The organism is Streptomyces sp. NPDC056296 (assembly GCF_042268605.1).
Taxonomy (GTDB): domain Bacteria; phylum Actinomycetota; class Actinomycetes; order Streptomycetales; family Streptomycetaceae; genus Streptomyces.
In genome coordinates this window covers 1-24,001 of record NZ_JBHJRX010000093.1, presented here as the reverse complement: position 1 = coordinate 24,001, position 24,001 = coordinate 1, and the positions used below count along the sequence as shown (strand labels likewise).

The window sequence follows — 24,001 nt, the reverse complement described above, 5'->3', positions numbered from 1 at the left end:
GCAAAACGCTCGGCTGGGATACCCCAGCCGAGCGTCTACGTGATCTACTCACCACCTGAAACCAGGCGGTGTTGCGACGACCCCTTGAACCCAAGATGCGGCACACGCTTGCGGGCCCTCTCCGGCGGGCCCTCGCATGCGGCACACGCTTGCGGGCTCTCACCTGTGGGCTCACGCATGCGGGCCTTCGCATCCGGGCCCTCGCTTGCAGGCTCCCGCCTGCGGGCTCACGCATGCGGGCCCTCGCATCCGGGCCCTCGCCTGCGGGCCCTCTCCTGCGGGCCTTCGCATGCGGCACACGCTTGCGGGCCCTCTCCGGCGGGCCCTCGCCTGCGGCTCGCGCTTGCGGGCCCCTGCTTCCGGGCTCTCGCCTGCGGGCCCTCTCCCGCAGGCCTTCGCATCCGGGCTCACGCTTGCGGGCCCTCTCCCGCAGGCCTTCGCATGCGGGCTCACGCATGCGAAGGCCCTCCGCTACTTCCGGCGGCGCTTCTTTGTCGGGTTGCCCGAGCGGCGGGTGGTGCGTTTCTCGTACTCCTCGCGGGCCTTCTCGTACTCGGCGCGGTGGAGTTTCTCGCCCGGGGCTTCGGTGAAGGTGCGGAAGAAGTAGGCGAGGAGGGAGCCGACGAAGCCGATGGCGAGCAGGCCGCGCAGGGATGCCTGGCGGTCGGGGTCGGGACGGCTGGTGAAGCCGGTCCAGGTGTGGCGGAAGGCCAGGGCGCTGCAGATCGCGAACATCACGATCATCAGCAGCGAGACGAAGCTGCCGATGTCGGCGATCTGGAGGCCCTGGTAGGCGACGCGGAGCACGAAGCAGGCGGCGGCCGCCACGGCGAGGGAGCCGACGGCGAGGCCCACCCGGCGGGCGGTGTAGCCGTTGTCGTGGTGCACCCAGGTCGTGCCGTAGAACCGGAGGGGCTCGGGGCGAGGGCCCGCGGGGATGTCCGGGATGCCGTTCTTACCGTTCTCTGCGCTCACGGGTCGATTATGGCGCCGGTGCGGCGCGGGCCCCGGGGCGGGCCCGGCACACCGGACGAGACTCGTGGGACGTGGGTGCGTCAGCCGCCCTGGCCGGCGCTGCCGAGCGGGCCGACCTGCACCGGGGTGCCGGAGCCGTCCGTGACGGGCAGCGTGGCGCCGCCCGGCCAGTCGAGGGTGACCGACTTCGTCTCGTCCGGCGGGGTCACCACCAGGCCCGTGACGCGGACGCCGGAACCGCCCGAGTCGTTGATCGGGTAAGTGATGCCGAAGGTCACCGTGTCCCCGTCCGCGAGGACGACCGAGGGGGCCGGCTCACCCGTGCGCTCGGCGGACAGGGTGCCGGAGTTCGTCTTCAGGTCGACGCCCGCGTAGCCCGCGAGCGAGCAGTCCCGGCCGCCGCCGTTCTTCAGGTCCACCGCGACGGTGCCCCGGTCGTCGCCGCCGATCGTGGCGTCGGTCGCCGTGATCTCCAGCTCGTCGGTGCGGCACTTGGCGGCCTTGCCGTCCTCGTCGGTTCCGCCGGTGCCGCCGGTGCCGTTGGGGGTCTTCCCTCCGGAGTCGGTGCCGCCCTGTTGGTCCGAGCCGCCGGTCGAGGAGGACGCGGTGGAGGCGGCCGGCGGTGCGGCGCTCCGGTCCGTGCCGTCGTCGTCGTTCTGGCAGGCCGTGAGCGAGAGACCGGCGGCGAGAGCCATGGCGGCGATGGTCAGCTTGCGAACGCGCATCGTTGTCTACCTCAGAGTCGGTTGGCGTGCCGGACCCGCCCGTACCCAACGGTGCGAGCGGGCGTTTCTGACCACCAAGAGCCGCTCGGCCCGGCACGCCGTTCCTCTCGGCAACCTCCTGATACGCCTTCAGGACAGCCCTGTTACAAGGTCAGCAGCGAGGGGCCACGTAACCGTCGCTGCCGGTGCGGACGTACGCGTCGGAGACGTACTGACCGCTGCCGATGCCGTCCCAGATGTTCGAGGTGCCGTACGGGCCCGAGACCCGGGTGCCCGGCGTCTGGCAGTGGATCTGGACCCGGGAACCCTCGGACAGGGTCCGCACGATGGAGTAGCCGGTGCCGGGACCGCTGCGGACGTTCAACCGGTAGCCCGGCGCCACCGGGTAGGAGCCGGCGGCAGCGGCTGCCGTGGTGACGGCCTCCGTGGTCGCCTTCTCGTCCCCGCCCGTGGCGTCCGTGAGCTGGTCGACAGACATGAAAAACCTCCCCCGTTGCACCCCACGGGTTTCGTGGGGTCACGTTGATTCCCCTGGATCAAGATGCGAAACACCAGTTCGCAACTCGCACGCGGAGGCTAGCAAGCCTCCTCGGTCCCAAAAGAACCATCGACTAGGCTCCGAGCGTCGCGCGCGCGAACGAACAGCACGGGGGTGGTTCCATGGCGCCGCAGCCGAACGCCGGAGCGGGTGCGGAAGCGGAACTTCCGGAGTACGCCGGTCACTACCGACTCGAGTCCTGTCTGGGCTCGGGTGGCATGGGGGTCGTGCACCTGGCCCGCAGCACCTCCGGGATGCGGGTCGCGGTGAAGGTCGTGCACGCCCGGTACGCCCTGGATCCCGAGTTCAGAGGGCGGTTCCGGCAGGAGGTGGCCGCGGCGCGGCGGGTGAGCGGGGCCTTCACGGCACCGGTCGTCGACGCCGATCCGGATGCCGGGCGACCCTGGATGGCCACGCTGTACATCCCTGGCCCGACGCTCTCCGAGCAGGTGAAGCGGAACGGTCCGATGGATCCCGCCCAGTTGCGCCGGCTGATGGCCGGGCTCGCGGAGGCGCTGCGCGACATCCACCGGGTGGGGGTCGTGCACCGGGATCTGAAGCCGAGCAACGTGCTGCTCGCCGAGGACGGGCCGAAGGTCATCGACTTCGGCATCTCCCGGCCGAAGAACAGTGAACTGCGGACGGAGACGGGGAAGCTGATCGGCACGCCGCCGTTCATGGCGCCCGAGCAGTTCCGGCGCCCCCGCGAGGTGGGGCCCGCAGCGGACGTGTTCGCGCTCGGGTCGCTCATGGTGCACGCGGCGACCGGACGCGGGCCGTTCGACTCCGACAGTCCGTACGTCGTCGCCTACCAGGTCGTGCACGACGAACCCGACCTGACCGGCGTACCGGAGACGCTCGCGCCGCTGGTGCTGCGGTGCCTCGCCAAGGAGCCCGCCGACCGGCCCACTCCGGACGAGCTGATGCGGGAGCTGCGGTCGGTGGCGGCGGCGTACGACACACAGGTGTTCATACCGGCACAGCGGGTGGAGGACTCGTCGGCCCCGGAGATGGCCGCTGCCTCGGAGCGGGCCCCGGCGCCGGAGGCTCCCGCCGAGCCGGCCGTGCGGCGGCTCGGCAGGCGGGCGGCGCTCGTGGCCGGTGCGCTCTGCCTCGCCGTGACCGGAGGTCTCGTCTCGGTCCAGATGTCCGGCGACGCCGAACCGGCGCACAGGACGCCCGCCGCGCGGAGCGGCCCGGGTGGGTTCGGCGCGTGGGAGGCGGTGCCCGCGTCGGAGGGCGGTGGCGTCCCCCAGTGCTCGTACGCGGCGCGGCGGCTGCTGTGCGCGCGGCCCGGGCTGGTCTTCGCGGTCGATCCGGCCGACGGCAGCACGCTGTGGCGGCACGCCGTGGAGGAGGCCGTGCGGAGCGAACCGCCCCTCGTGTCGGGCGGGCTCGTGCAGCCCGAAGTCGGTCTGCTGGGCCCGTTGGAGGCGCTCGACCCCGCCACGGGCAAGCCGGTGTGGCAGGAGGAGATGCCCGCGTACGACGGTCTGCGGTGCGTCGGCGACATGCTCCTGCTCACCCGCGCCGACGGGATGGTCACCGGTGTGGACAGCGCCTCGGGGCGTCCCCGGTGGTCGCACCGGATCGCCGGGCAGTCCGTGCCGTACTTCACCTCGTTCGCCGGTGAGCGGCGACCGGTGGCGTACGCGACGAGCCGGACCGCGGACGGGGAGCGGACCCGGGTCACCGCGGTGGACCCGGCCGACGGGAACGTGCGGTGGGACACGGAGCTGGCGGGGGCGCTGACGCCCGTGGGGGCGGCGGACGGGTCGGTGTACCTCGTCGCCGAGGGGGCGGCCCACGGTGACGTCGAGGCCGTGGTCCGCTACACGCCCGCGACCGGTACGACCCGCCGCGTGAAGCTGCCGATCCCGGTCGCGCAGGCGTCGGCGTCGGCGGGCGTTCGCGGGGACACCGTGTACCTCATGGGCGCGGGCGGCTCGCTGGTCGCCGTCGACCTGGCGGCCGAGGCGCAGAAGTGGCGGCTGGAGACGGGCGTGAGCCGGGGCTCGGCGCCGGTCTCCGACGGCCGGCACGTGTACGTCACCGCCCCCGACGGGCGGCTCCTCGGCGTCGACGCCCGCAAGGGCAAGCTCCTCGGGCAGACCCGGCCCCGGCTCGGCGCCGACTCCGACAAGGTGCCCGCGTCACTGCCGGCGCCGCTGCTCGCGGGCGGGCACGTGTACGCCGGGGCGCCGGACGGGACGGTGTTCGGGGTGCCGGGGCGGGACCCGGGGGCCTGGTAGGCCCCGGATCCCGGCCGAGGGGGTCAGCCCAGCTTGCTGACGTCGCGCACCGCGCCCTTGTCCGCGCTGGTCGCCATCGCGGCGTAGGCCTTGAGGGCCGCGGAGACCTTGCGGTCGCGGTTCTTCGGGGCGTACCTGCCGTTCAGGGCCCGGTCGCGGCGGGTCAGCTCGGCGTCGTCGACCAGCAGCTCGATGGAGCGGTTAGGGATGTCGATGCGGATGCGGTCGCCGTCCTCGACGAGGGCGATGGTGCCGCCGGCGGCGGCCTCGGGGCTGGCGTGGCCGATGGAGAGACCGGACGTGCCGCCGGAGAAGCGGCCGTCGGTGACCAGGGCGCAGGCCTTTCCGAGGCCGCGGCCCTTCAGGTACGAGGTCGGGTAGAGCATCTCCTGCATGCCGGGGCCGCCCTTGGGGCCCTCGTAGCGGATGACGACGACGTCGCCCTCCTTGACCTGCTGGGTGAGGATCTTCTGGACGGCCTCCTCCTGCGACTCGCAGACGACCGCCGGGCCCTCGAAGGTCCAGATCGACTCGTCGACGCCGGCCGTCTTCACGACACAGCCGTCGACCGCGAGGTTGCCGCGCAGCACCGCGAGGCCGCCGTCCTCGGAGTAGGCGTGCTCGGCGGAGCGGATGCAGCCGCCCTCGGCGTCCTCGTCGAGGGAGTCCCAGCGCTCGGACTGGGAGAAGGCCTCGGCGGAACGGACGCAGCCGGGTGCCGCGTGCCACAGCTCCACCGCCTCCGGGGACGGGGAGCCGCCTCGGACGTCCCAGGTCTTCAGCCAGTCGGCCAGGGACGGGCTGTGCACGGAGTGCACGTCCTCGTTGAGCAGGCCCGCGCGGTGCAGTTCGCCGAGGAGGGCGGGGATGCCGCCCGCGCGGTGCACGTCCTCCATGTAGTACGTGCGGTCCTTGGCGACGTTCGGCGCGACCTTGGCGAGGCACGGGACGCGGCGCGAGAGGGCGTCCATCTCGGTCAGGCCGAAGGGGACCTCCGCCTCCTGGGCGGCGGCCAGCAGGTGCAGGATCGTGTTCGTGGAGCCGCCCATGGCGATGTCGAGGGCCATGGCGTTCCCGAAGGCCGCGGGGGTGGCGATGTTGCGGGGCAGGACCGAGTCGTCGTCCTGCTCGTAGTAGCGGCGGGTCAGGTCGAGGACCGTGTGCGCGGCGTTCTCGTAGAGCGCCTTGCGGGCGGTGTGGGTGGCCAGGACCGAGCCGTTGCCGGGGAGGGAGAGGCCGATGGCCTCGGTCAGGCAGTTCATCGAGTTGGCGGTGAACATGCCGGAACAGGAGCCGCAGGTCGGACAGGCGTTCTCCTCGATCCGGAGGATGTCCGCGTCGGAGATCTTGTCGTTGACCGCCTCCGACATCGCGTCGACCAGGTCAAGGGTGCGGACCGTGCCGTCCACCAGGGTGGCGCGGCCGGACTCCATGGGGCCGCCGGAGACGAAGACCGTGGGGATGTTCAGCCGCAGGGCGGCGTTGAGCATGCCCGGGGTGATCTTGTCGCAGTTGGAGATGCAGATCAGGGCGTCGGCGCAGTGGGCCTCGACCATGTACTCCACGCTGTCCGCGATCAGGTCGCGGGAGGGCAGGGAGTAGAGCATGCCGCCGTGGCCCATGGCGATGCCGTCGTCGACGGCGATCGTGTTGAACTCACGCGGGATGCCGCCGGCCGCGACGACCGCCTCGCTGACGATCCGGCCGACCGGGGCGAGGTGGGTGTGGCCCGGCACGAACTCCGTGAAGCTGTTGGCGACCGCGATGATCGGCTTCCGCCCGATGTCCGCGCCGGGTACACCGGAGGCACGCATAAGGGCGCGGGCGCCCGCCATGTTGCGGCCGTGGGTGACTGTGCGGGACCTCAGTTCGGGCATCGTCGCTCGCTCCTTCGGAGAGTTATGACTGCCGTCGAGCGTACGCCGGTCATCCAGGGGCCGGGACAGGGTGTCCGTAATGCGGGACGCCCGTCTCGCCGCCGACGCCGTGTGAAGGGTGCGTCAGGGGCCGGTGAGGTGGCCCTGTACGACCGGTGCCAGGCGGGCGATGATCCGGTCCGGGTCCGCCGAGGCCAGCGGCTCCGCCTTGATCACGTAACGGAGCACCGCGCACCCCACCAGCTGCGCGGCCGCCAGCTCGGCGCGCAGCTCCGCGTCCGGCAGGTCCAGCCGGGCGGCGATGCGGCGCAGCAGCTGGGCGGCGATCAGGCGGCGGAAGACGGCGGCGGCGGTCTCGTTGTTCAGGGCGGAGCGGACGATGGCCAGCAGCGGAGTACGGGTGGCGGGGTTCTCCCAGAGGCCGAAGAAGAAGCGGGTGAGCCGTTCGCCGACCCCGTCGAGGGGGCCGTCGCCGATCGCCTCGGGGGCTCCGAGGACCGGTGCGAAGGCGACCTCGATCGCCGCCTCGAAGACCTGCTCCTTGGTGCCGAAGTAGTGGTGCACCAGTGCCGGGTCGACGCCCGCCGCCTTGGCGATACCGCGTACGGACGTCTTCTCGTAGCCGCGCTCGGAGAACTCCTCGCGGGCCGCGGCGAGGATGCGGTCGCGGGTGCCGGCGGACTCCGTACGCGGTGGGCGGCCGCGGCGGCGGGGTCCCCCGACGGTGTCGCTCACCGCCGGTGTGCCTTTCCCGCGGAGTCCGCCGGGCGCGCCGAGCCCGGTGCGCCCGCCGACGCCAGGTGCAGGCGGGTGAAGGCCAGTGCCTCGGCGAGATCGGCCTCACGTTCGGCGCTGGACATCGCGCGACGGGTGTTGACCTCGATGACGACGTGGCCGTCGAAGCCGGTGTGCGCGAGGTGCTCCAGCACCTCGGCGCAGGGCTGGTCGCCGCGGCCGGGGACGAGGTGCTCGTCCTTGGCGGAGCCCTTGCCGTCGGCGAGGTGGACGTGGCCGAGGCGGTCGCCCATGCGGTCGATCATGTCGAGGCTGTCGGTGCGGGAGGTGGCGGCGTGGCTGAGATCGATCGTGAAGTGACGGTAGTCCTCCTTCGTCACGTCCCAGTCGGGGGCGTACGCCTGCATCTCGCGGTCGCGGTAGCGCCAGGGGTACATGTTCTCGACGGCGAACCGGACGTCCGTCTCGTCCGCCATCCGCCAGATGCCGCTGACGAAGTCCCGGGCGTACTGCCGCTGCCAGCGGAACGGGGGGTGGACCACCACGGCGCTCGCGCCGAGTTTCTCGGCGGCGGCGCGGGCGCGCTGGAGCTTGACCCAGGGGTCGGTGGACCAGACGCGCTGGGTGATGAGCAGGCAGGGCGCGTGCACGGCCAGGATCGGCATGCGGTGGTAGTCGCTGAGTCTGCGCAGCGCGTCGATGTCCTGGCTGACGGGATCGGTCCACACCATGACCTCGACTCCGTCGTAGCCGAGGCGTGCGGCGATCTCGAAGGCCGTCGCGGTCGACTCCGGGTAGACGGAAGCCGTCGACAGGGCGACCTTCGCATCCGGGATGCGGACTACGTCCCTTGGTTTTGCCACGGGGGTCAGGTTACGGGGTGGCGCTGGGTGGGTGCGGGGTGCCCTTTCGCCGTTGTGGTGATTGACGTACGGCGGGTGCGGGGCGGTTCGTGGTTGCTCGCGCCGTTCCCCGCGCCCCTTTGGGGCGCGCTATACCGGGCCCATGTGGTCCAGGCGCCGGAGGATGACTCCCTCTCTGAGGGCCCACGGGCAGATTTCCAGGCTTTCCACGTGGAAGAGGTCCATCGCGGCCTCGGCGACCAGGGCACCGGCCAGGAGCTGGTTCGCGCGGCCCTCGGAGACGCCGGGGAGCTCGGCGCGCTCGGCGGTGGTCATGGCGCCCAGGCGGGGCACCCAGGCCTCCAGGGAGGCCCGCTTCAGCTCGCGCTGGACGTAGAGGCCCTCGGCGGAGCGGGCGGCGCCGGCGATGCGGGCCAGCTGCCGGAAGGTCTTGGAGGTGGCGACCACGTGGTCGGGGGCGCCGAAGCGGCTGAAGTCGCCGACCGTGCGGGCGATCTCGGTGCGGACGTGCCGGCGCAGGGCCCTGACGTCGTCCGGGTGGGGCGGGTCGCCGGGCAGCCGGGCGGCGGTCAGCCGGCCCGCGCCGAGCGGCAGCGACACGGCGGTGTCGGGCTCCTCGTCGATGCCGTAGGCGATCTCCAGGGAGCCGCCGCCGATGTCGAGGACCAGCAGCTTGCCCGCGGACCAGCCGAACCAGCGGCGGACGGCGAGGAAGGTGAGCCGGGCCTCCTCGGCGCCGCTGAGGACCGTCAGCTCGACGCCGGTCTCGTCCCGCACGCGCGCGAGGACGTCGTCGGCGTTGCTCGCCTCGCGCACGGCGGAGGTGGCGAACGGCAGGAGGTCCTCGACGCCCTTGTCCTCGGCGGCCTGGAGCGCCTCCCGGACCACCGCGACCAGCCGGTCGACGCCGTCGGGGCCGATCGCGCCGTCCTCGTCGAGGAGCTGGGCGAGGCGGAGATCCACCTTGTGCGAGTGGGCGGGCAGGGGGCGGGCGCCGGGGTGCGCGTCCACCACCAGCAGATGCACCGTGTTCGAACCCACGTCGAGGACACCGAGTCTCATGTACGGAACGCTACTGCCGGCGGAGAGTGCGGCGGTGCCGTCATCCGGCCCGGGCGACTTACCCTGGAGCCGTGCCAAAGACGAAAAAGACGAAGGACGAAAAGTCGACCAAGAAGGACAAGAAGCACAAAATGGGCGACGAGAAGGGCCTCGACTTCGCGCGCGCGTGGGTGGAGTTTCCGGATCCGGCGGACGACGAGCAGGTCTTCCGGTGCGATCTGACATGGCTGACCTCCCGCTGGAACTGCATCTTCGGCAGCGGCTGCCAGGGCATCCAGGCGGGCCGCGCGGACGACGGGTGCTGCTCGCTGGGCGCCCACTTCTCCGACGAGGACGACGAGAAGCGGGTCGCCGAGCACGTGGCGCGGCTCACGCCGGACGTCTGGCAGCACCATGCGGAGGGCACACGGGACGGCTGGATCTCCGAGGACGACGAGGGCTCCCGGCAGACCCGGCCCTTCCAGGGCTCGTGCATCTTCCAGAACCGGCCCGGCTTCGCCGGGGGCGCGGGCTGTTCGCTGCACATCCTGGCTCTGAAGGAGGGCCGGGAGCCGCTGGAGACCAAGCCGGACGTGTGCTGGCAGCTTCCGGTCCGGCGGACGTACGAGTGGATCGACCGGCCCGACGACACCCGCGTGCTGCAGGTGTCGATCGGTGAGTACGACCGGCGCGGCTGGGGCCCGGGCGGGCACGACCTGCACTGGTGGTGCACCTCGGCGACCTCGGCGCACGGCGCGGGCGATCCGGTGTACGTCTCGTACCGGCCGGAGCTGATCGAGCTGATGGGCAAGGCGGGCTACGACCGGCTGGTCGAGCTGTGCGAGGAGCGGCTGGCCTCGCAGCTGCCGCTGGTGGCACCGCATCCGGCGGATCCGGCGCGCTGAGTCCGTTCTGCGGGGCTTGCCGCGAGGCGTTCTACGAGGTGGTCGGGCTCGGGTCGCCGTCCTCGCCGGGCGGCGGAGACGAGCCGCCCGTGCCGCCGGTGGGCGACGGGTCGTTGGTGGGCGTCGTGTCGTCGGTGGGCGTCGGGTCCGGGCCGGGCGACGTGGGCGGCGGGTCGTCCGTGGGGGTCGGGTCGGGAGGCGCCGAGGTCGACGGGGACGGATCCGGGTCCGGGCCGGGGTCGGACGGGGGCGGGGAGTCGTCGGGCGTGCTGGGGCGCGGGTCCGGGTGGGAGGGGCTGGGCGCGGTGCCGTAGCCCTCGATGGAGACGACGGCGCCGGCGGGTGAGACGGCCACCCGTGCGCTCCAGTGGCCGGACGGTTCCCGCAGGTGGTCGACGTACACCTTGATCGTCAGCGTCTCGCCGGGGTCGAGGGTGCCCGACGACTGGCTCAGGTACAGCCACGAGGCGCCGGTGGACGCGGACCAGCGCACCGGTGCGTCGCCGGTCGCGGTCAGGGTGACGAGCGTGGTGTCGCCGTCGTGGCCGGCCGTGACGTCCAGGTGGCCGGCGCCCTTTCCGCCCGCGCCGGAGACGCTGACGACCTCCACGGAGACGTCGGCCTTGCCGTTCCCGCCGAAGCGGGGGCCGGGGGTGGTGCTCGCGTTGCCCGCGTTCTCGTAACCGTGGCCGCCGCCGGCGGACTCGCCGTCCAGGCCGTCGGGCCCCTGCGCCTCGCTGGCGCTGGCCGAGCGGCCGTCCTCGCCCTCGACGACCGGGGTGCCGCGGTAGGCCGCCCACAGGGCGAGCACGGGGGCGGCGACGACGGTGGCCACGACGGTCGTGGTGACGGCACGCGCGCGCAGGCGGTCGCGCCGGGCCGCGCGGTCCTTGGGGTCCATCGGGAAGCCGCGCCGGTCGAAGCGGGGTGCGGCGCTTCGCGCGCGCGGGAGGTGCGCCATGGCGACGTGCAGCGCCGCGCGGGGTGCCTCCAGGACGGGCAGCTCGGCGGGCGTCACGCTCGTGCCGGGCCAGCGGCCCGGGATCGCGCGCTCCGCGGTACGGCGGCAGCGCGGGCAGTCGTCCACGTGCCGGACCAGCTCGCGGCGCAGGGCGGCGCTCAGTACGTACTGGTTGTCGCCGGTGAGGCGGGCGACGCCCGGGCAGGTGCCGGTCTCGACGACGGCGAGGGCGGCGCGGGTGCGCTCGACCTCGCAGGCGGCGGAGGCGAGCAGTTCACGGGCGGCGGCCAGGTCCATGCCGAGGACGGCGGCGACCTCGTGGGCGGCGAGGTGGTGGCGCACGGCGAGTTCCAGGGCCTCGCGCTGCTCGGGGGTCGTGCCGGCGGCCTCCGGCCAGGCGAGGAGGGCGAGTTCGCGGCGGTGGCGCTGCTGTTCGTCGTCGTTTCCGTCGCGTCCGTCGTTTCCGTCGCGTCCGTCGTATCCGCCGCGTCCGTCGTGTCCGTCGTGCGGGGTGGGCGGGGGCGCGGGCTGCTGCTGTTGCTGAGCGGTGCGCTGCCGGACGGCGTGGGGGCGGCCCGCCGCGTGGCTGCTCGGACGTTTCTGCTTGGCCTCGGCCAGCTTGCGCAGGCAGGCCCAGCGGGCCAGCGCGTACATCCAGGCCCTGCGGTCCCCGGCGGCTCCCGGGCCGCGGTGGCCGCGGCGCTCGGCGAGCGCCAGGACGTCGCCCACGGCTTCGGTCGCGGCGTCGTGGTCGCAGAGCACGGACAGGCAGTACGTGAACAGGCCGTCCAGATACGCGTCGTAGCGCGCGGGCGGCCGCTGCGCCAGCGTGCGCGCCGCGGTGCGGTCACGCGCTTCCCGGTGCGCCCGGTGTGCGCCGGTCGTGCGGGTCGTGGTCTCCGGACTGCTCCTCATCACTCGGCGACCGTAGGGGGCTATGGGTGGCGCGAACTGGCGCATTGGGCCCTTTTAATCCGTACGGGTGAAACGATCCCTCATAAGGGGACAGGAAGCTGATGTTCCGTGGCTGGTTCGGGGTGCCGGGTGGTCCGTTCGGGGTGCGGGGCGGGCCGTTCGGCCGCCAGGTTGGGTGCGGGTCTCGCGTCGGGGTCCGGTGTGGGTCGGGGCCGCGCCGGGGGGTGTCCGTCCTCGGAACGGCGCGGAATCGGTCGGCCACAGAAGTGCCGGCGCGGACGCGCCAACCGCTGCGGGCGGACACCCCCCGACACGTCCCCTTCTCGCCGTACGCGGCCACCGGTCCGCGTCGCCGGGGGCCGGCTGTGGGCCGGCGCCGCTTCGTCGCGGCACGGGTTGTCAGTGGGGGCGGTTACGGTTCGTGCATGGCTGCCCGTACGAAGTCCACCAAGGAACGGCCGTCCTACCGCTGCACCGAGTGCGGCTGGCAGACGGCCAAGTGGCTCGGCCGCTGTCCCGAGTGTCAGGCGTGGGGGACGGTCGAGGAGTACGGCGCGCCCGCGGTGCGGACGACGACGCCGGGGCGCGTCACCACCTCCGCGCTGCCCATCGGCCAGGTCGACGGGCGGCAGGCCACCGCCCGCTCCACCGGCGTGCCCGAGCTGGACCGGGTGCTCGGCGGCGGACTGGTGCCCGGCGCCGTGGTGCTCGTCGCGGGCGAGCCCGGCGTCGGCAAGTCCACGCTGCTGCTGGACGTGGCGGCCAAGTCGGCGAGCGAGGAGCACAAGACCCTCTACGTCACCGGGGAGGAGTCGGCGAGCCAGGTGCGGCTGCGCGCCGACCGCATCAAGGCCATCGACGACCATCTGTACCTCGCCGCCGAGACCGATCTGGCGGCGGTGCTGGGGCATCTGGACGCGGTCAAGCCGTCGCTGTTGATCCTCGACTCCGTGCAGACGGTGGCCTCGCCCGAGATCGACGGCGCCCCCGGCGGCATGGCGCAGGTGCGGGAGGTGGCGGGCGCGCTGATCCGCGCCTCCAAGGACCGCGGCATGTCCACCCTGCTGGTGGGACATGTCACGAAGGACGGGGCCATCGCCGGTCCGCGGCTGCTGGAGCACCTCGTGGACGTCGTGCTTCATTTCGAGGGTGACCGGCACGCCCGCCTGCGGCTGGTCCGCGGCGTCAAGAACCGTTACGGCACCACCGACGAGGTCGGCTGCTTCGAGCTGCACGACGAGGGCATCACCGGCCTGACCGACCCCAGCGGACTCTTCCTCACCCGCCGCGCGGAGCCCGTGCCCGGCACCTGCCTGACCGTCACCCTGGAGGGCCGCCGCCCGCTGGTCGCCGAGGTGCAGGCGCTCACGGTCGACTCCCAGATCCCGTCCCCCCGGCGCACCACCTCCGGTCTGGAGACGTCCCGCGTGTCCATGATGCTGGCCGTCCTGGAGCAGCGCGGTCGCATCAGCGCCCTGGGCAAAAGGGACATCTACTCCGCGACGGTCGGCGGTGTGAAGCTTTCCGAGCCGGCCGCCGACCTGGCCGTCGCACTCGCCCTCGCCTCGGCCGCCAGCGACACCCCGCTGCCCAAGAACCTCGTCGCGATCGGCGAAGTCGGCCTCGCCGGTGAGGTGAGACGGGTCACCGGCGTGCAGCGCAGGCTCTCCGAGGCGCACCGCCTGGGCTTCACGCACGCCCTGGTGCCGACCGATCCCGGCAGGGTCCCCGACGGCATGAAGGTGCTGGAAGTCGCGGACATAGGGGACGCCCTGCGGGTGCTTCCGCGCTCGCGTCGGCGAGAGGCCCCACGGGAGGCGGAGGACCGCCGGTAGACTTTGCCCTGGTCTCGCCCGTCCGTACGACCGAGTGTGCGACAGGGGAGCGCCTGAAGAACCTGCGACCGGAGGAGTGCAGTGGCAGCCAACGACCGGGCAGCAGCTCCCGGAAAGTCCGGTGGGAGTGCCGGTGCCGATGGGCTGATGCGCGCCTCCCTGAGCGCCGTGGCGCCCGGCACGCTCATGCGGGACGGCCTGGAGCGGGTCCTTCGCGGCAATACCGGCGGCCTGATGGTGCTGGGGTCCGACAAGACCGTCGAGTCGATGTGCACCGGCGGTTTCGTGCTGGACGTCGAGTTCACCGCGACCCGGCTGCGCGAGCTGTGCAAGCTCGACGGCGGCATCGTGCTGTCCTCGGACCTGTCCAAGATCCTTCGGGCCGGCGTGCAGCTGCTTCCGGACCCGACCATCCCCACCGAGGAGACCGGCACCCGGCACCGTACGGCGGACCGGGTCAGCAAGCAGGTCGGCTTCCCCGTCGTCTCCGTGTCGCAGTCGATGCGGCTGATCGCGCTCTACGTCGATGGCCAGCGGCGGGTGCTGGAGGACTCCGCGGCGATCCTGTCCCGCGCCAACCAGGCCCTGGCGACCCTGGAGCGCTACAAGCTCCGCCTCGACGAGGTCGCGGGCACGCTGTCGGCGCTGGAGATCGAGGACCTGGTCACCGTCCGGGACGTCTCCGCGGTCGCGCAGCGGCTGGAAATGGTGCGCCGGATCGCGACCGAGATCGCCGAGTACGTGGTGGAGCTGGGCACGGACGGGCGGCTGCTGGCGCTCCAGCTGGACGAGTTGATCGCCGGCGTGGAGCCCGAGCGCGAGCTGGTCGTGCGGGACTACGTGCCCGAGCCGACCGCCAAGCGCTCCCGCACGGTCGAGGAGGCGCTCGCCGAGCTGGACAAGCTCAGCCACGCCGAGCTGCTCGAACTGTCCACGGTGGCCCGTGCGTTGGGCTACACCGGGTCTCCGGAGACCCTGGACTCGGCGGTGTCGCCGCGCGGCTTCCGGCTGCTGGCGAAGGTTCCGCGGCTGCCCGGCGCGATCATCGACCGGCTGGTGGAGCACTTCGGCGGCCTGCAGAAGCTGCTCGCCGCCAGCGTGGACGACCTCCAGACGGTGGACGGCGTCGGCGAGGCGCGTGCGCGCAGCGTGCGGGAGGGTCTGTCGCGGCTGGCGGAGTCGTCGATTCTGGAGCGGTACGTCTGAGCACCATGCCTGGGCACTGCGGTCTGAGCACTGCGGTCTGAGCACTGCCGTCCGAGCACTGCCGTCCGAGCACTGCCGTCCGAGCACTGCCGTCCGAGCGCAGTGCCGTCCGAGCGCTGCGTCTGAGCACCGTGCCTGGGCACAGCGTCCGAGCGCAGTGCCGTCCGAGCGCACTGCCGTCCGGGGCGGCGCGGGCGGGCCGCGGCGGTGCCGGGGCTCGTCAGGGGATCAGTCGCTCTTCAGCACGAACGACGTCCGCACCTTCTCGAAGCCGGCCGCCTTGGCCTCCACCAGGTACGTCCCCGCCTTGGCCGACCCCGCCGGAGGCGTCCCGCACTCGGGGGCGCTCGGCTTGCGGTCCCACTTCACCGTGTAGGCGATGCCACTGCCGGCGGCCACCCGGTACCGCAGGCTCCCCGCGCCCTTGACGCAGTCGTCGGAGGACCAGTACGCGTCGTCGCCCTCGGCCGGCGTGATCGTCAACACCGCGTGCTTCGGGCCGAGATCGACCTGGCAGTCGCTGCCGGAGGTGTTCCGCGCGGTCAGTTCGAAGGTGGGGGTCTGACCGGGCGGGTAGTTGTTGCGGACACTGCGCAGGCTCAACTTTACCGCGCCCGGGGTGCAGTTGGGCAGGTCGGAGCCACCCGGCAGTGCGTCACCCGCGCCGACGCCGGTCGCCGCCCCGCCCGCGGAACCGCCGCCGCCGGCACTGCCCGACCCGCCGGACCCGTCGCCGTCGCCACCCGACTCACCGCCGCCCGAGCCGGACCCGTCGCCGCCCCCGGAGCCCGAACCCGAACCGCTGGAGTCCCCGCTCCCCGACTCCTCGCGCCCACCCGGCGCCTCACTGATCGCCGGCCCGGAGCCCGAGGGCCCCGGAGTGATCGAAGGCGCCGGATTCTTGCCGTCGGCACCGTTCTCGCGGCCCTTGCCGCCACCACCGCCGCCGGCGACCACGATCCACGTGATCAGCAGCGCCAACAGGGCGAACAGGGACAGCAGTACGGCCCTCCGTCGCCAGTAGATGGAGGAGGGAAGCGGCCCGACCGGATTGCGCAGAGATCCCACGGCGCAAACTGTACGAGAGATCGGCGCGTTCCCTTGTCCCACCCGCCGTTCAGGGCCGCAACTTTTACGGATCATCATTCCGCAGAACGCCCCGGACCCCCTGCCGATCGTCAGGTGCCGCACATGTCGATCGCAGGGTGTGACCGAATCGCCCGTCCGCCTACCGTCCGTGAGCATGACCTTCAAGGACGACGAGCTCTACCGCGACATCACCGGCTTCGCCCACGACACCCCTACGTGGGTGCAGCACACGGCGGAGGTGTGGACGGAGGCCGGAATCCTGGTGTTCGGCGCGCTGTTCGTCGTCGCGTGGTGGCGATCGCGCCGCGACGGCCCGCACGGGTTCGCGATCGCGGTCCTTGCACCCGTGGCCACGGCTGTGGCGTACGTGTGCAGTGAACTGCTCAAGTCCGGTTTCACGCAGGAGCGTCCGTGCCGGGCGCTCGCCGAAGCGGTGCCGTCCCTGGCCGCATGCCCGCCGACCGGTGACTGGTCCTTCCCGAGCAACCACGCGACGATAGCGGGCGCTTCGGCCGTCGCCCTGGCCCTGGTACGGCGGGCGGTCATCTGGCTGACGGCCCCGCTCGCCCTGCTGATGGCCTTCTCCCGGGTCTTCGTCGGCGTGCACTACCCGCACGACGTCGCCGCCGGGCTGCTGCTCGGTGCCGTGGTCGCCGCCACGGCCGTACGTCTGGGCAGGCGTCCGGCGACGCGGCTGGCCGAGGCGATGCGTGCGTCGTCGGCGCCCGCGGTGCGGTGGCTGACCGGGCCGGGCCCGGCCGCCGCTCCCGCCGCGGCGTACGTCACCTCGCACCGACGGCGCTGAGGCACGCAGGCGTTCAGGCGTCAGGCGTTCAGGCGTCCGTCTCGACCAGTCCCGCCTCGTACGCGACGATCGCGGCCTGGACCCGGTTGCGTACCTCCAGCCGGTCCAGGACCGCGCTCACGTACGCCTTCACCGTGCCTTCGACGAGGTGCAGCCGGGCGGCGATCTCCGGGTTGGACAGGCCGGCGCCGACGAGGCCGAGCACCTCGCGTTCGCGGGGGCTGAGGCGCGCCACACGCGCGCGGGCGTGTTCCTCGCGGGCGAGCCGGCCGCCACCGCCGCCCCTGCCGAGGTCCTCGACGACGTACCGGGCGACCTTCGGGGACAGGAAGGCGGCGCCCTCGGCCACGGCCCGTACGCCCGCCATCAGTTCGTAGGGGTCCCCGGACTTGAGCAGGAAGCCGGTGGCGCCGCCGGACAGGGCCTGGGCCACGTAGGACTGTTCGGAGAAGGTGGTCAGCATGGCGACGGCGGTGCCGGGGACGGTCCGTACGATCTCCCGCGCGGCCGCGAGTCCGTCCAGACGGGGCATGCGGATGTCCAGCAGGGCGACGTCGGGGCGGTGGGCGCGGGCCAGTTCGACCGCCTCGCGGCCGTCCCCGGCCTCGGCGACGACCTCGCTCTCCCCGCCGCTCGCCAGGATGGCGCGGACGCCGGCCCGCACCATCGCCTCGTCGTCGGCCAGCAGTACCCGGATCACCGTGCGGACTCCTCGTGTCGCTCGTACGGCTCGCGTCCCTCGCCGGACGGTCCGGCGCGGGGGATGACGTCCTTGGCGGCCAGGCGCCGCTCTCCTTCGTCGTCTTCGTCGAAGCAGAGCCGGAAGTGGTCGACGGAGACGAGGAGTTCACCGCTCGACCGGTAGTAGCGGCAGTCGGCGTCCTCCGGGGGCGCGGGGGCGCGTTCGACGGGCGGGTCGTCGACCGCGCGGTCCGGCAGTACGGGGGCGACCGCGTCGTAGGGCGTGCCCGGGCGCAGTTCCGCGTACGCGGCGGGGCTGAGCACCGAGTGCGTCTCGGTGTACGCGTACCAGCCGAAGGCGGCGCCGACCAGGACGACGCCCGCACCGGCGGCGGCGCCCAGGCCGAGGGCGACGCGGCGGCGGGCGCGGGCGAAGGGCGCCGAGGGGGCGGGCCGGGAGGCGGGGACGGGTGTCTGCTGTGCGGGGACGTACGCCCGGACCCGGAAGCCGTCCCCGTGCGGGCCCGCGTCGAAGTCGCCGCCGACCGAGGCGACGGCGGCGCGCAGCCCGAGCAGTCCCGAACCGCCCGCCGAAGGGGACGCCTCCTGCGCGGCCGGTCCGTTGGTGACGGTGACCGTCGTGCCGTGGGCCTGCCCGGTGACCGCTACGACCACGGGGGCGCCCGGCGCGTGCCGGGCCGCGTTGGTCAGGGCCTCGCGCACCACCCGGTGCAGCAGGCGTTCGGTGATGCCGCCGGGTTCCGGGGGTGGGGTGGCGGCGTCGTCCCGCGGTTCCCAGCGGACGGGGAGGCCGGACTCCGCGGCCCGGGCGACGAGGTCCTGGACGCTCTCGCCGGCCGGGGTCAGCGGTGCGGGTTCGTCGTTGACGGACACGTCGCGCAGTACGCCGATGATGCGGTGCAGGTGGTCGGTGGCGTCGGCGGCGGCGACGCGCAGGTCGGCCGCGGCGGCGCGGTGGTCGGCGGCGAGGCCCGGTGCGACCTGAAGGGCGGCGGCGCGCAGGGCGAGCAGGCTCAGTTCGTGGCCGAGGGAGTCGTGCATGTCCTGGGCGATCCGGGCCCGTTCGCGCAGCCTGGCCCGTTCCTCGGCGTGCCGCTGTTCGTCCTCCAGCCGGGCGGCCCTGAGCCAGCCGGCCTCGGCCAGCGCCCGGCTCTGCCGCCAGTAGCGTCCGCCGAGCCAGGGGAAGACGCAGCCGAAGAGCAGCGTGCCGGTCAGGACCAGCCACTCGGGCGCCGGGTCGACTCCGACCAGCGCGATCCGCGCCGTGCCGACGACGCCGACACCGACGAAGCCGGCCGCCGCGGGGCGCGGCCGCCGCGCGCGCAGGCCGAGCAGCAGGGCGAAGACGGCGAGGGCGGGGCCGTAGGAGACGCTGAACAGAGCCCGGGTCGCGGCGAGGCTCAGGCCCGCCGTCAGCGCGAAGGCGACGAGCGGCTGCCGCCGGGAGAACGCGACGGCCACGGCGAGCACACCCAGGCCGGCCAGCTGCTGCCACAGGGGCCGCGGCTCGTTCATCCCGAGCCGGTCCGCGGTGGCCGCTGGCAGGGCGAGGGCGGCCCACAGGAGGGCGCCGCTGCCGAGGGCGGCGAGGCGGGTGGGCCCGACGCCTTCGCCGACGCGCCCACCGCCGGCCCCGGCGTCGTCGGCCGGGCGGGTTGCGTTCACGGGGCCGACGCTACAAGCGGGCGGCGGGGCGGCGCCCCTGCCGATCGTCAGGGGTCGTGGCCGATACCGGGTGGCGGTGCGCCCGTGGGGTGGTCCTCCCGTGGCAGGATCGGGGGGTCATGACTGCGCCCACGAAGCCCTCGCACAACGGCCCCTCCGACCCCGCCGCGACCCCGGCCTCCGCCGCCGTCTCCGGTGCCCCGGCGTCCGCCGCCGTCCCGGTCGGTGAGCGGGCCGCGTCCGGTGTGCTGCTGCACGCCCCCGTCATCGACTGGTTCGACGAGCACGCCCGCGATCTGCCGTGGCGGCGCCCGGAGGCCGGCGCGTGGGGTGTGATGGTCAGTGAGTTCATGCTCCAGCAGACGCCGGTGAGCCGCGTCCTGCCCGTCTACGAGCAGTGGCTGGCCCGCTGGCCGCGCCCCGCCGACCTCGCCGCGGAGGCGCCCGGCGAGGCCGTCCGCGCCTGGGGCCGGCTCGGCTACCCGCGTCGCGCCCTGCGCCTGCACGGCGCCGCCGCGGCCATAACGGAACGGCACGGCGGCGACGTACCGGCGGACCACGCCCAGCTGCTGGCGCTGCCCGGCATCGGCGAGTACACGGCCGCCGCGGTCGCCTCCTTCGCCTACGGCCAGCGGCACGCCGTACTGGACACCAACGTCCGCCGGGTGTTCGCCCGGGCGGTCACCGGTGCGCAGTACCCGCCGAACGCCACCACCGCCGCCGAGCGGAAGCTGGCGCGGGCGCTGCTGCCGGACGACGAGGCGGGCGCGGCCCGCTGGGCGGCCGCCTCCATGGAGCTGGGCGCGCTCGTCTGCACGGCGAGGAACGAGTCGTGCCACCGCTGTCCGATCTCGGACCGGTGCGCCTGGCGGCTGGCCGGCAAGCCCGCGCACGACGGACCGCCGCGGCGCGGCCAGACGTACGCGGGTACCGACCGGCAGGTGCGCGGCCGGCTGCTCGCGGTGCTGCGGGACGCGCACGGGCCGGTGCCGCAGGCGGCCCTCGACCAGGTGTGGCACGAACCGGTCCAGCGCGCCCGGGCCCTGGACGGCCTCGTCGCCGACGGTCTGGTGGAGCCGCTGGCGGACGGGCTGTACCGGCTGCCGCTGAGCTGACGTACAGCCGGAGCTCAGCGGTGAGCACAGCGGTGAGCACAGCCGTGGCGGGGACTTTCGTGACAGGTCACATAGCGGGTGAATCGGTCATTACCCGCCCCAAGTGGTCTGCCGTTTCACCCGGTTCCCGCTTCCGTTACACAACCGACGGACAGCCGAGGGCCCCCCGCAGGCTGCCTCGCACAGCGCCGTGACAACGCTTCCCTAACTTCGTTTCCGTGCCCCGCAGGCACAGCAGGGCTACGGATCGGAAGGCGGTTGACATGGGCGAGGTGCTCGAGTTCGAGGAGTACGTCCGGACCCGGCAGGACGCGCTGCTGCGCAGCGCCCGGCGACTGGTCCCGGATCCCGTCGACGCCCAGGATCTGCTGCAGACCGCGCTGGTGCGCACGTACCGCCGCTGGGAGACCATCGAGGACAAGCGGCTGGCCGACGCCTACCTGCGCCGGGTGATGATCAACACCCGTACCGAGTGGTGGCGGGCGCGGAAGCTGGAGGAAGTGCCGACCGAGCAGCTCCCGGAGTCGTGCGTCGACGACTCCACCGAGCAGCACGCGGACCGCGCCCTGCTGATGGACGTCATGAAGGTGCTCGCCCCGAAGCAGCGCAGCGTCGTGGTGCTGCGACACTGGGAGCAGATGTCTACGGAGGAGACCGCCGCCGCCCTCGGCATGTCGGCGGGAACGGTCAAGAGCACGCTGCACCGGGCGCTCGCCCGGCTCCGCGAGGAGCTGGTCGCCCGCGATCTGGACGCACGGGCGCTGGAGCGTGAGGAGCGGGAGCGTTGCGCGGCCTGACCGTCGGTCGATCACCCGGGGATGCCCGGAGGAGTACGCAGGCGGCGAGTACGGCGGTGGCCGTGTTCGTCGCCCTCGGCCTGTCCCTCTCCGGCTGCGGCGCGGGCGGCACCGGCGCCCGTGACGAGGGGCCGGCCCACGCGGACGCGGTGGCGGGCGCCGCCTCCTCCTCGCCCGAGGCCTCCCCCTCCAAGGTTCCCGACCGCGTGGACGCGGTCCGGCTCGTCAAGGCCGACCCCAAGGTCTCCGCGGAGGTCAAGCGCGAGCTGAAGCCGTGCGTCGCGGACGAGTACCCCGTCGACGTGTCGTACGGGGAGCTGACCGGCGGCTCGGGATCGGCCGAGGACGTCGTCGTCAACGTGCTGACGTGCGGTGACGCGGTCGGTGTGGGCAGTTATGTGTACCGCGAGGAAGACGGCGCGTACCAGAATGTCTTCAGGGCCGAGGAGCCACCGGTCTACGCGGAGATCGACCGCGGCGACCTGGTGGTGACCAAGCAGGTGTACGAGAAGGGCGACCCGGTGTCCAGTCCGTCCGGCGAGAACGTGATCACGTACCGCTGGGCCTCGGGCCGGTTCACCGAGGAGTTCCGCACCCACAACGACTACAGCAACGCCGCCGGGAGCGTGCCGACCCCGGCCCCGGAACCGGACAGCTGACGCGCACGGCGAGCGAAATGGTCGGGCCGCGTGAACCGATCGGGCCGCTCGGACCGATGGAGACATGAAGACCCCGAGGGAGACATGAACACCCGCGGAGAGATGAACGCGGCGCGCGCCCCCCGCGTCTACCGAGTGACCGCACACGAGGACTGAGAGCACCCGGATGGCAGACCAGACCCACGTCCTGTTCGTCGAGGACGACGACGTCATCCGCGAGGCCACCCAGCTCGCCCTGGAGCGGGACGGCTTCGCGGTCACCGCGATGCCCGACGGGCTGTCGGGCCTGGAGGCGTTCCGGGCCGACCGCCCCGACATCGCGCTCCTCGACGTCATGGTCCCCGGCCTGGACGGCGTCAGCCTGTGCCGCCGGATCCGGGACGAGTCCACCGTGCCGGTGATCATGCTGTCGGCGCGGGCGGACTCCATCGACGTCGTACTGGGGCTGGAGGCCGGCGCCGACGACTACGTCACCAAGCCGTTCGACGGGGCGGTGCTGGTCGCCCGGATCCGCGCGGTGCTGCGCCGCTTCGGGCACGCCGGCGGCGGTGACCGGGGGGACGCGGGGGCCGCCGCCGACACCGGGGGCGTGCTCGCCTTCGGCGAGCTGGAGGTCGACACCGACGGCATGGAGGTGCGCCGGGCCGGGCGGCCGGTGGCGCTCACCCCGACCGAGATGCGGCTGCTGCTGGAGTTCTCCTCCGCGCCGGGCACGGTGCTCTCGCGCGACAAGCTCCTGGAGCGCGTGTGGGACTACGGCTGGGGCGGTGACACCCGCGTCGTCGACGTCCATGTGCAGCGACTGCGCACCAAGATCGGTCAGGACCGCATCGAGACGGTCCGCGGCTTCGGCTACAAGCTGAAGGCCTGAGCGGGGATTCGGGGATACAGGGACATGCGGGGGTTCTTCCGTACGAGGCTGAGCATCCGTACCGGGCTGCGCTGGAAGCTCAGCGCGGCCATCGCGCTGGTCGGCGCGCTGGTGGCGATCGCGCTGAGCCTGGTCGTGCACAACGCGGCCCGGGTGTCGATGCTGGACAACGCACGTGATCTGGCGGACGACCGGGTCCTGATCGCCCAGCGCAACTACGAGCTGTCCGGCCGGCAGAACTTCCCGAACGCCAAGATCGACGACCCCGAGCTGCCCCCGGAGCTGCGCCGCAAGGTCGAGAACGGGCGACGGGCGACGTACGTCTCCGAGCGGGCCGACGGGGTGACGAACATCTGGGCCGCCGTGCCGCTCAAGGACGGGCACGTGATGTCCCTGCACTCCGGGTTCACCGACCGCAGCGCGGACATCCTCAAGGACCTCGACCAGGCGCTGGTCATCGGCTCCATCGCGGTCGTCCTCGGCGGCAGCGCGCTCGGCGTGCTCATCGGCGGCCAGCTGTCGCGCCGGCTGCGCAAGGCCGCCGCCGCCGCGCACCAGGTCGCCAAGGGTGAGCCGGACGTCCGTGTGCGGGACGCCATCGGCGGGGTCGTGCGGGACGAGACCGACGACCTCGCGAGCGCCGTGGACGCGATGGCGGACGCCTTGCAGAAGCGGCTGGACGCCGAGCGGCGGGTCACCGCGGACATCGCGCACGAGCTGCGCACCCCGGTGACCGGGCTGCTCACCGCCGCCGAGCTGCTGCCGCCGGGCCGGCCGACCGAGCTGGTCCTCGACCGCGCGAAGGCGATGCGGACGCTCGTCGAGGACGTCCTGGAGGTGGCCCGGCTCGACGGGGCCTCGGAGCGGGCCGAGCTGCAGGACATCATGCTGGGCGACTTCGTGTCCCGGCGGGTGGCGGCCAAGGACCCGGACGTGGAGGTGCGGGTGATCCACGAGTCGGAGGTCACCACCGACCCGCGCCGCCTGGAGCGCGTGCTGATCAACCTGCTCGCCAACGCGGCCCGGCACGGCCGGCCCCCCGTCGAGGTCAGCGTCGAGGGCCGGGTGATCCGGGTCCGCGACCACGGGCCGGGCTTCCCCGAGGCCCTTCTCGCCGAGGGCCCCAGCCGCTTCCGCACCGGCAGCACGGACCGGGCGGGCCGCGGGCACGGGCTCGGGCTGACCATCGCGGCCGGCCAGGCGCGGGTACTGGGCGCCCGGCTCACCTTCCGCAACGTACGGCCCGCGGGGGCGCCGGAGCACGTACCGGCCGAGGGCGCGGTCGCCGTGCTGTGGCTGCCGGAGCACGCACCGACGAACACCGGGAGCTACCCGATGCTGCCGGACCGGACCCACAGCGGCTCTCCGGGCCGGTCCTAGCTGTACTGCCCAGCCAGGTTGGTCGAGTTTGTGCGACGACACGGTCTGAATCTGTAGGACGGCGAAGGCCTCCGGTTGTGGAGTGGAGCT

21 protein-coding genes are annotated in these 24,001 nt (G+C 73.3%); 10 read left to right on the top strand and 11 right to left on the bottom strand.

What is annotated here, in order from left to right; all coding sequences use genetic code 11:
- Positions 1-471: 471 nt before the first annotated feature.
- The 3 genes from ACFCZF_RS38670 to ACFCZF_RS38660 all read right to left on the bottom strand — a co-directional run bounded on the left by ACFCZF_RS38670 (position 472) and on the right by ACFCZF_RS38660 (position 2,178).
- Positions 472-975, bottom strand: a complete 504-nt coding sequence (locus tag ACFCZF_RS38670; RefSeq protein ID WP_376675651.1) for an EamA/RhaT family transporter — start codon at positions 973-975, stop codon at positions 472-474.
- Between the two features lie 80 nt (positions 976-1,055).
- On the bottom strand, positions 1,056-1,700 hold the full coding sequence (locus ACFCZF_RS38665; RefSeq protein ID WP_376675650.1) for a DUF4232 domain-containing protein: 645 nt from the start codon (positions 1,698-1,700) through the stop codon (positions 1,056-1,058).
- 151 nt (positions 1,701-1,851) lie between these two features.
- The gene (locus tag ACFCZF_RS38660; protein ID WP_376675649.1) at positions 1,852-2,178 is read right to left on the bottom strand and encodes an SH3 domain-containing protein; all 327 of its coding nucleotides are present in this window, start codon (positions 2,176-2,178) and stop codon (positions 1,852-1,854) included.
- Positions 2,179-2,360: 182 nt separating this feature from the next.
- Between ACFCZF_RS38660 and ACFCZF_RS38655 the strand changes: the two genes are divergently transcribed.
- Complete coding sequence (locus ACFCZF_RS38655) at positions 2,361-4,490, top strand: PQQ-binding-like beta-propeller repeat protein (RefSeq protein ID WP_376675648.1); 2,130 nt, start codon at positions 2,361-2,363, stop codon at positions 4,488-4,490.
- Positions 4,491-4,513: 23 nt separating this feature from the next.
- On the opposite strand, the gene ilvD is transcribed toward ACFCZF_RS38655, so the two are convergent.
- From ilvD to ACFCZF_RS38635, 4 genes are all read right to left on the bottom strand, one after another.
- Positions 4,514-6,367 carry a dihydroxy-acid dehydratase gene (gene ilvD / locus ACFCZF_RS38650; protein ID WP_376675647.1) on the bottom strand — a complete coding sequence of 618 codons (1,854 nt, stop codon included), beginning with the start codon at positions 6,365-6,367 and terminating at the stop codon, positions 4,514-4,516.
- Between the two features lie 123 nt (positions 6,368-6,490).
- On the bottom strand, positions 6,491-7,102 hold the full coding sequence (locus ACFCZF_RS38645; RefSeq protein WP_376675646.1) for a TetR family transcriptional regulator: 612 nt from the start codon (positions 7,100-7,102) through the stop codon (positions 6,491-6,493).
- Entirely contained in the window at positions 7,099-7,965 is an 867-nt protein-coding gene (locus tag ACFCZF_RS38640) for a sugar phosphate isomerase/epimerase family protein (RefSeq protein WP_376675645.1), read from the bottom strand. The genes ACFCZF_RS38645 and ACFCZF_RS38640 overlap by 4 nt, the downstream gene beginning before the upstream one ends.
- A gap of 129 nt (positions 7,966-8,094) precedes the next feature.
- On the bottom strand, positions 8,095-9,027 hold the full coding sequence (locus tag ACFCZF_RS38635; RefSeq protein WP_375917988.1) for a Ppx/GppA family phosphatase: 933 nt from the start codon (positions 9,025-9,027) through the stop codon (positions 8,095-8,097).
- Positions 9,028-9,098: 71 nt separating this feature from the next.
- On the opposite strand from ACFCZF_RS38635, the gene ACFCZF_RS38630 reads away from it, so the two are divergent.
- Positions 9,099-9,911, top strand: a complete 813-nt coding sequence (locus tag ACFCZF_RS38630) for a hypothetical protein (protein ID WP_376675644.1) — start codon at positions 9,099-9,101, stop codon at positions 9,909-9,911.
- Between the two features lie 31 nt (positions 9,912-9,942).
- On the opposite strand, the gene ACFCZF_RS38625 is transcribed toward ACFCZF_RS38630, so the two are convergent.
- Positions 9,943-11,787: a hypothetical protein gene (locus tag ACFCZF_RS38625; RefSeq protein ID WP_376675643.1), complete on the bottom strand. Its 1,845-nt coding sequence runs from the start codon at positions 11,785-11,787 to the stop codon at positions 9,943-9,945.
- A gap of 425 nt (positions 11,788-12,212) precedes the next feature.
- Between ACFCZF_RS38625 and radA the strand changes: the two genes are divergently transcribed.
- Both radA and disA read left to right on the top strand, forming a co-directional pair.
- Positions 12,213-13,622 carry a DNA repair protein RadA gene (radA, locus tag ACFCZF_RS38620; protein WP_376675642.1) on the top strand — a complete coding sequence of 470 codons (1,410 nt, stop codon included), beginning with the start codon at positions 12,213-12,215 and terminating at the stop codon, positions 13,620-13,622.
- Positions 13,623-13,703: 81 nt separating this feature from the next.
- Entirely contained in the window at positions 13,704-14,828 is a 1,125-nt protein-coding gene (gene disA / locus ACFCZF_RS38615; RefSeq protein ID WP_375917977.1) for a DNA integrity scanning diadenylate cyclase DisA, read from the top strand.
- A 228-nt stretch (positions 14,829-15,056) separates the two neighbouring features.
- On the opposite strand, the gene ACFCZF_RS38610 is transcribed toward disA, so the two are convergent.
- Entirely contained in the window at positions 15,057-15,896 is an 840-nt protein-coding gene (locus ACFCZF_RS38610) for a hypothetical protein (RefSeq protein ID WP_375917975.1), read from the bottom strand.
- Between the two features lie 175 nt (positions 15,897-16,071).
- Between ACFCZF_RS38610 and ACFCZF_RS38605 the strand changes: the two genes are divergently transcribed.
- The gene (locus ACFCZF_RS38605) at positions 16,072-16,722 is read left to right on the top strand and encodes a phosphatase PAP2 family protein (RefSeq protein WP_376675641.1); all 651 of its coding nucleotides are present in this window, start codon (positions 16,072-16,074) and stop codon (positions 16,720-16,722) included.
- Between the two features lie 28 nt (positions 16,723-16,750).
- On the opposite strand, the gene ACFCZF_RS38600 is transcribed toward ACFCZF_RS38605, so the two are convergent.
- Complete coding sequence (locus tag ACFCZF_RS38600; protein ID WP_376675640.1) at positions 16,751-17,422, bottom strand: response regulator; 672 nt, start codon at positions 17,420-17,422, stop codon at positions 16,751-16,753.
- Positions 17,419-19,089 carry a sensor histidine kinase gene (locus ACFCZF_RS38595; RefSeq protein ID WP_376675639.1) on the bottom strand — a complete coding sequence of 557 codons (1,671 nt, stop codon included), beginning with the start codon at positions 19,087-19,089 and terminating at the stop codon, positions 17,419-17,421. Before ACFCZF_RS38595 ends, ACFCZF_RS38600 begins: the two co-directional genes overlap by 4 nt.
- A gap of 119 nt (positions 19,090-19,208) precedes the next feature.
- Here ACFCZF_RS38595 and ACFCZF_RS38590 point away from each other — a divergent pair, with 119 nt between their 5' ends.
- The 5 genes from ACFCZF_RS38590 (at position 19,209) to cseC (ending at position 23,911) form a co-directional block, all read left to right on the top strand.
- Positions 19,209-20,204 (top strand): A/G-specific adenine glycosylase, encoded by a 996-nt coding sequence (locus ACFCZF_RS38590; RefSeq protein WP_375917963.1) that lies wholly within the window; start codon positions 19,209-19,211, stop codon positions 20,202-20,204.
- Between the two features lie 263 nt (positions 20,205-20,467).
- Entirely contained in the window at positions 20,468-21,001 is a 534-nt protein-coding gene (locus ACFCZF_RS38585) for a SigE family RNA polymerase sigma factor (protein WP_121748386.1), read from the top strand.
- Positions 20,989-21,660 (top strand): hypothetical protein, encoded by a 672-nt coding sequence (locus ACFCZF_RS38580; RefSeq protein WP_376675638.1) that lies wholly within the window; start codon positions 20,989-20,991, stop codon positions 21,658-21,660. Before ACFCZF_RS38585 ends, ACFCZF_RS38580 begins: the two co-directional genes overlap by 13 nt.
- Before the next feature lie 166 nt (positions 21,661-21,826).
- On the top strand, positions 21,827-22,531 hold the full coding sequence (gene cseB, locus ACFCZF_RS38575; protein WP_210964507.1) for a two-component system response regulator CseB: 705 nt from the start codon (positions 21,827-21,829) through the stop codon (positions 22,529-22,531).
- Positions 22,532-22,555: 24 nt separating this feature from the next.
- Positions 22,556-23,911 carry a two-component system sensor histidine kinase CseC gene (gene cseC, locus ACFCZF_RS38570; RefSeq protein WP_376675637.1) on the top strand — a complete coding sequence of 452 codons (1,356 nt, stop codon included), beginning with the start codon at positions 22,556-22,558 and terminating at the stop codon, positions 23,909-23,911.
- The last annotated feature ends 90 nt before the right edge of the window (positions 23,912-24,001 follow it).

Bases quoted from the DNA above. Each gene is read 5' to 3' on its own strand.
- ACFCZF_RS38665 (WP_376675650.1), bottom strand. From the start codon at position 1,700: ATGCGCGTTCGCAAGCTGACCATCGCCGCCATGGCTCTCGCCGCCGGT.
- ACFCZF_RS38660 (WP_376675649.1), bottom strand. From the start codon at position 2,178: ATGTCTGTCGACCAGCTCACGGACGCCACGGGCGGGGACGAGAAGGCG.
- ACFCZF_RS38655 (WP_376675648.1), top strand. From the start codon at position 2,361: ATGGCGCCGCAGCCGAACGCCGGAGCGGGTGCGGAAGCGGAACTTCCG.
- ilvD (WP_376675647.1), bottom strand. From the start codon at position 6,367: ATGCCCGAACTGAGGTCCCGCACAGTCACCCACGGCCGCAACATGGCG.
- ACFCZF_RS38635 (WP_375917988.1), bottom strand. From the start codon at position 9,027: ATGAGACTCGGTGTCCTCGACGTGGGTTCGAACACGGTGCATCTGCTG.
- ACFCZF_RS38625 (WP_376675643.1), bottom strand. From the start codon at position 11,787: ATGAGGAGCAGTCCGGAGACCACGACCCGCACGACCGGCGCACACCGG.
- radA (WP_376675642.1), top strand. From the start codon at position 12,213: ATGGCTGCCCGTACGAAGTCCACCAAGGAACGGCCGTCCTACCGCTGC.
- ACFCZF_RS38605 (WP_376675641.1), top strand. From the start codon at position 16,072: ATGACCTTCAAGGACGACGAGCTCTACCGCGACATCACCGGCTTCGCC.
- ACFCZF_RS38590 (WP_375917963.1), top strand. From the start codon at position 19,209: ATGACTGCGCCCACGAAGCCCTCGCACAACGGCCCCTCCGACCCCGCC.
- ACFCZF_RS38585 (WP_121748386.1), top strand. From the start codon at position 20,468: ATGGGCGAGGTGCTCGAGTTCGAGGAGTACGTCCGGACCCGGCAGGAC.
- cseB (WP_210964507.1), top strand. From the start codon at position 21,827: ATGGCAGACCAGACCCACGTCCTGTTCGTCGAGGACGACGACGTCATC.
- cseC (WP_376675637.1), top strand. From the start codon at position 22,556: ATGCGGGGGTTCTTCCGTACGAGGCTGAGCATCCGTACCGGGCTGCGC.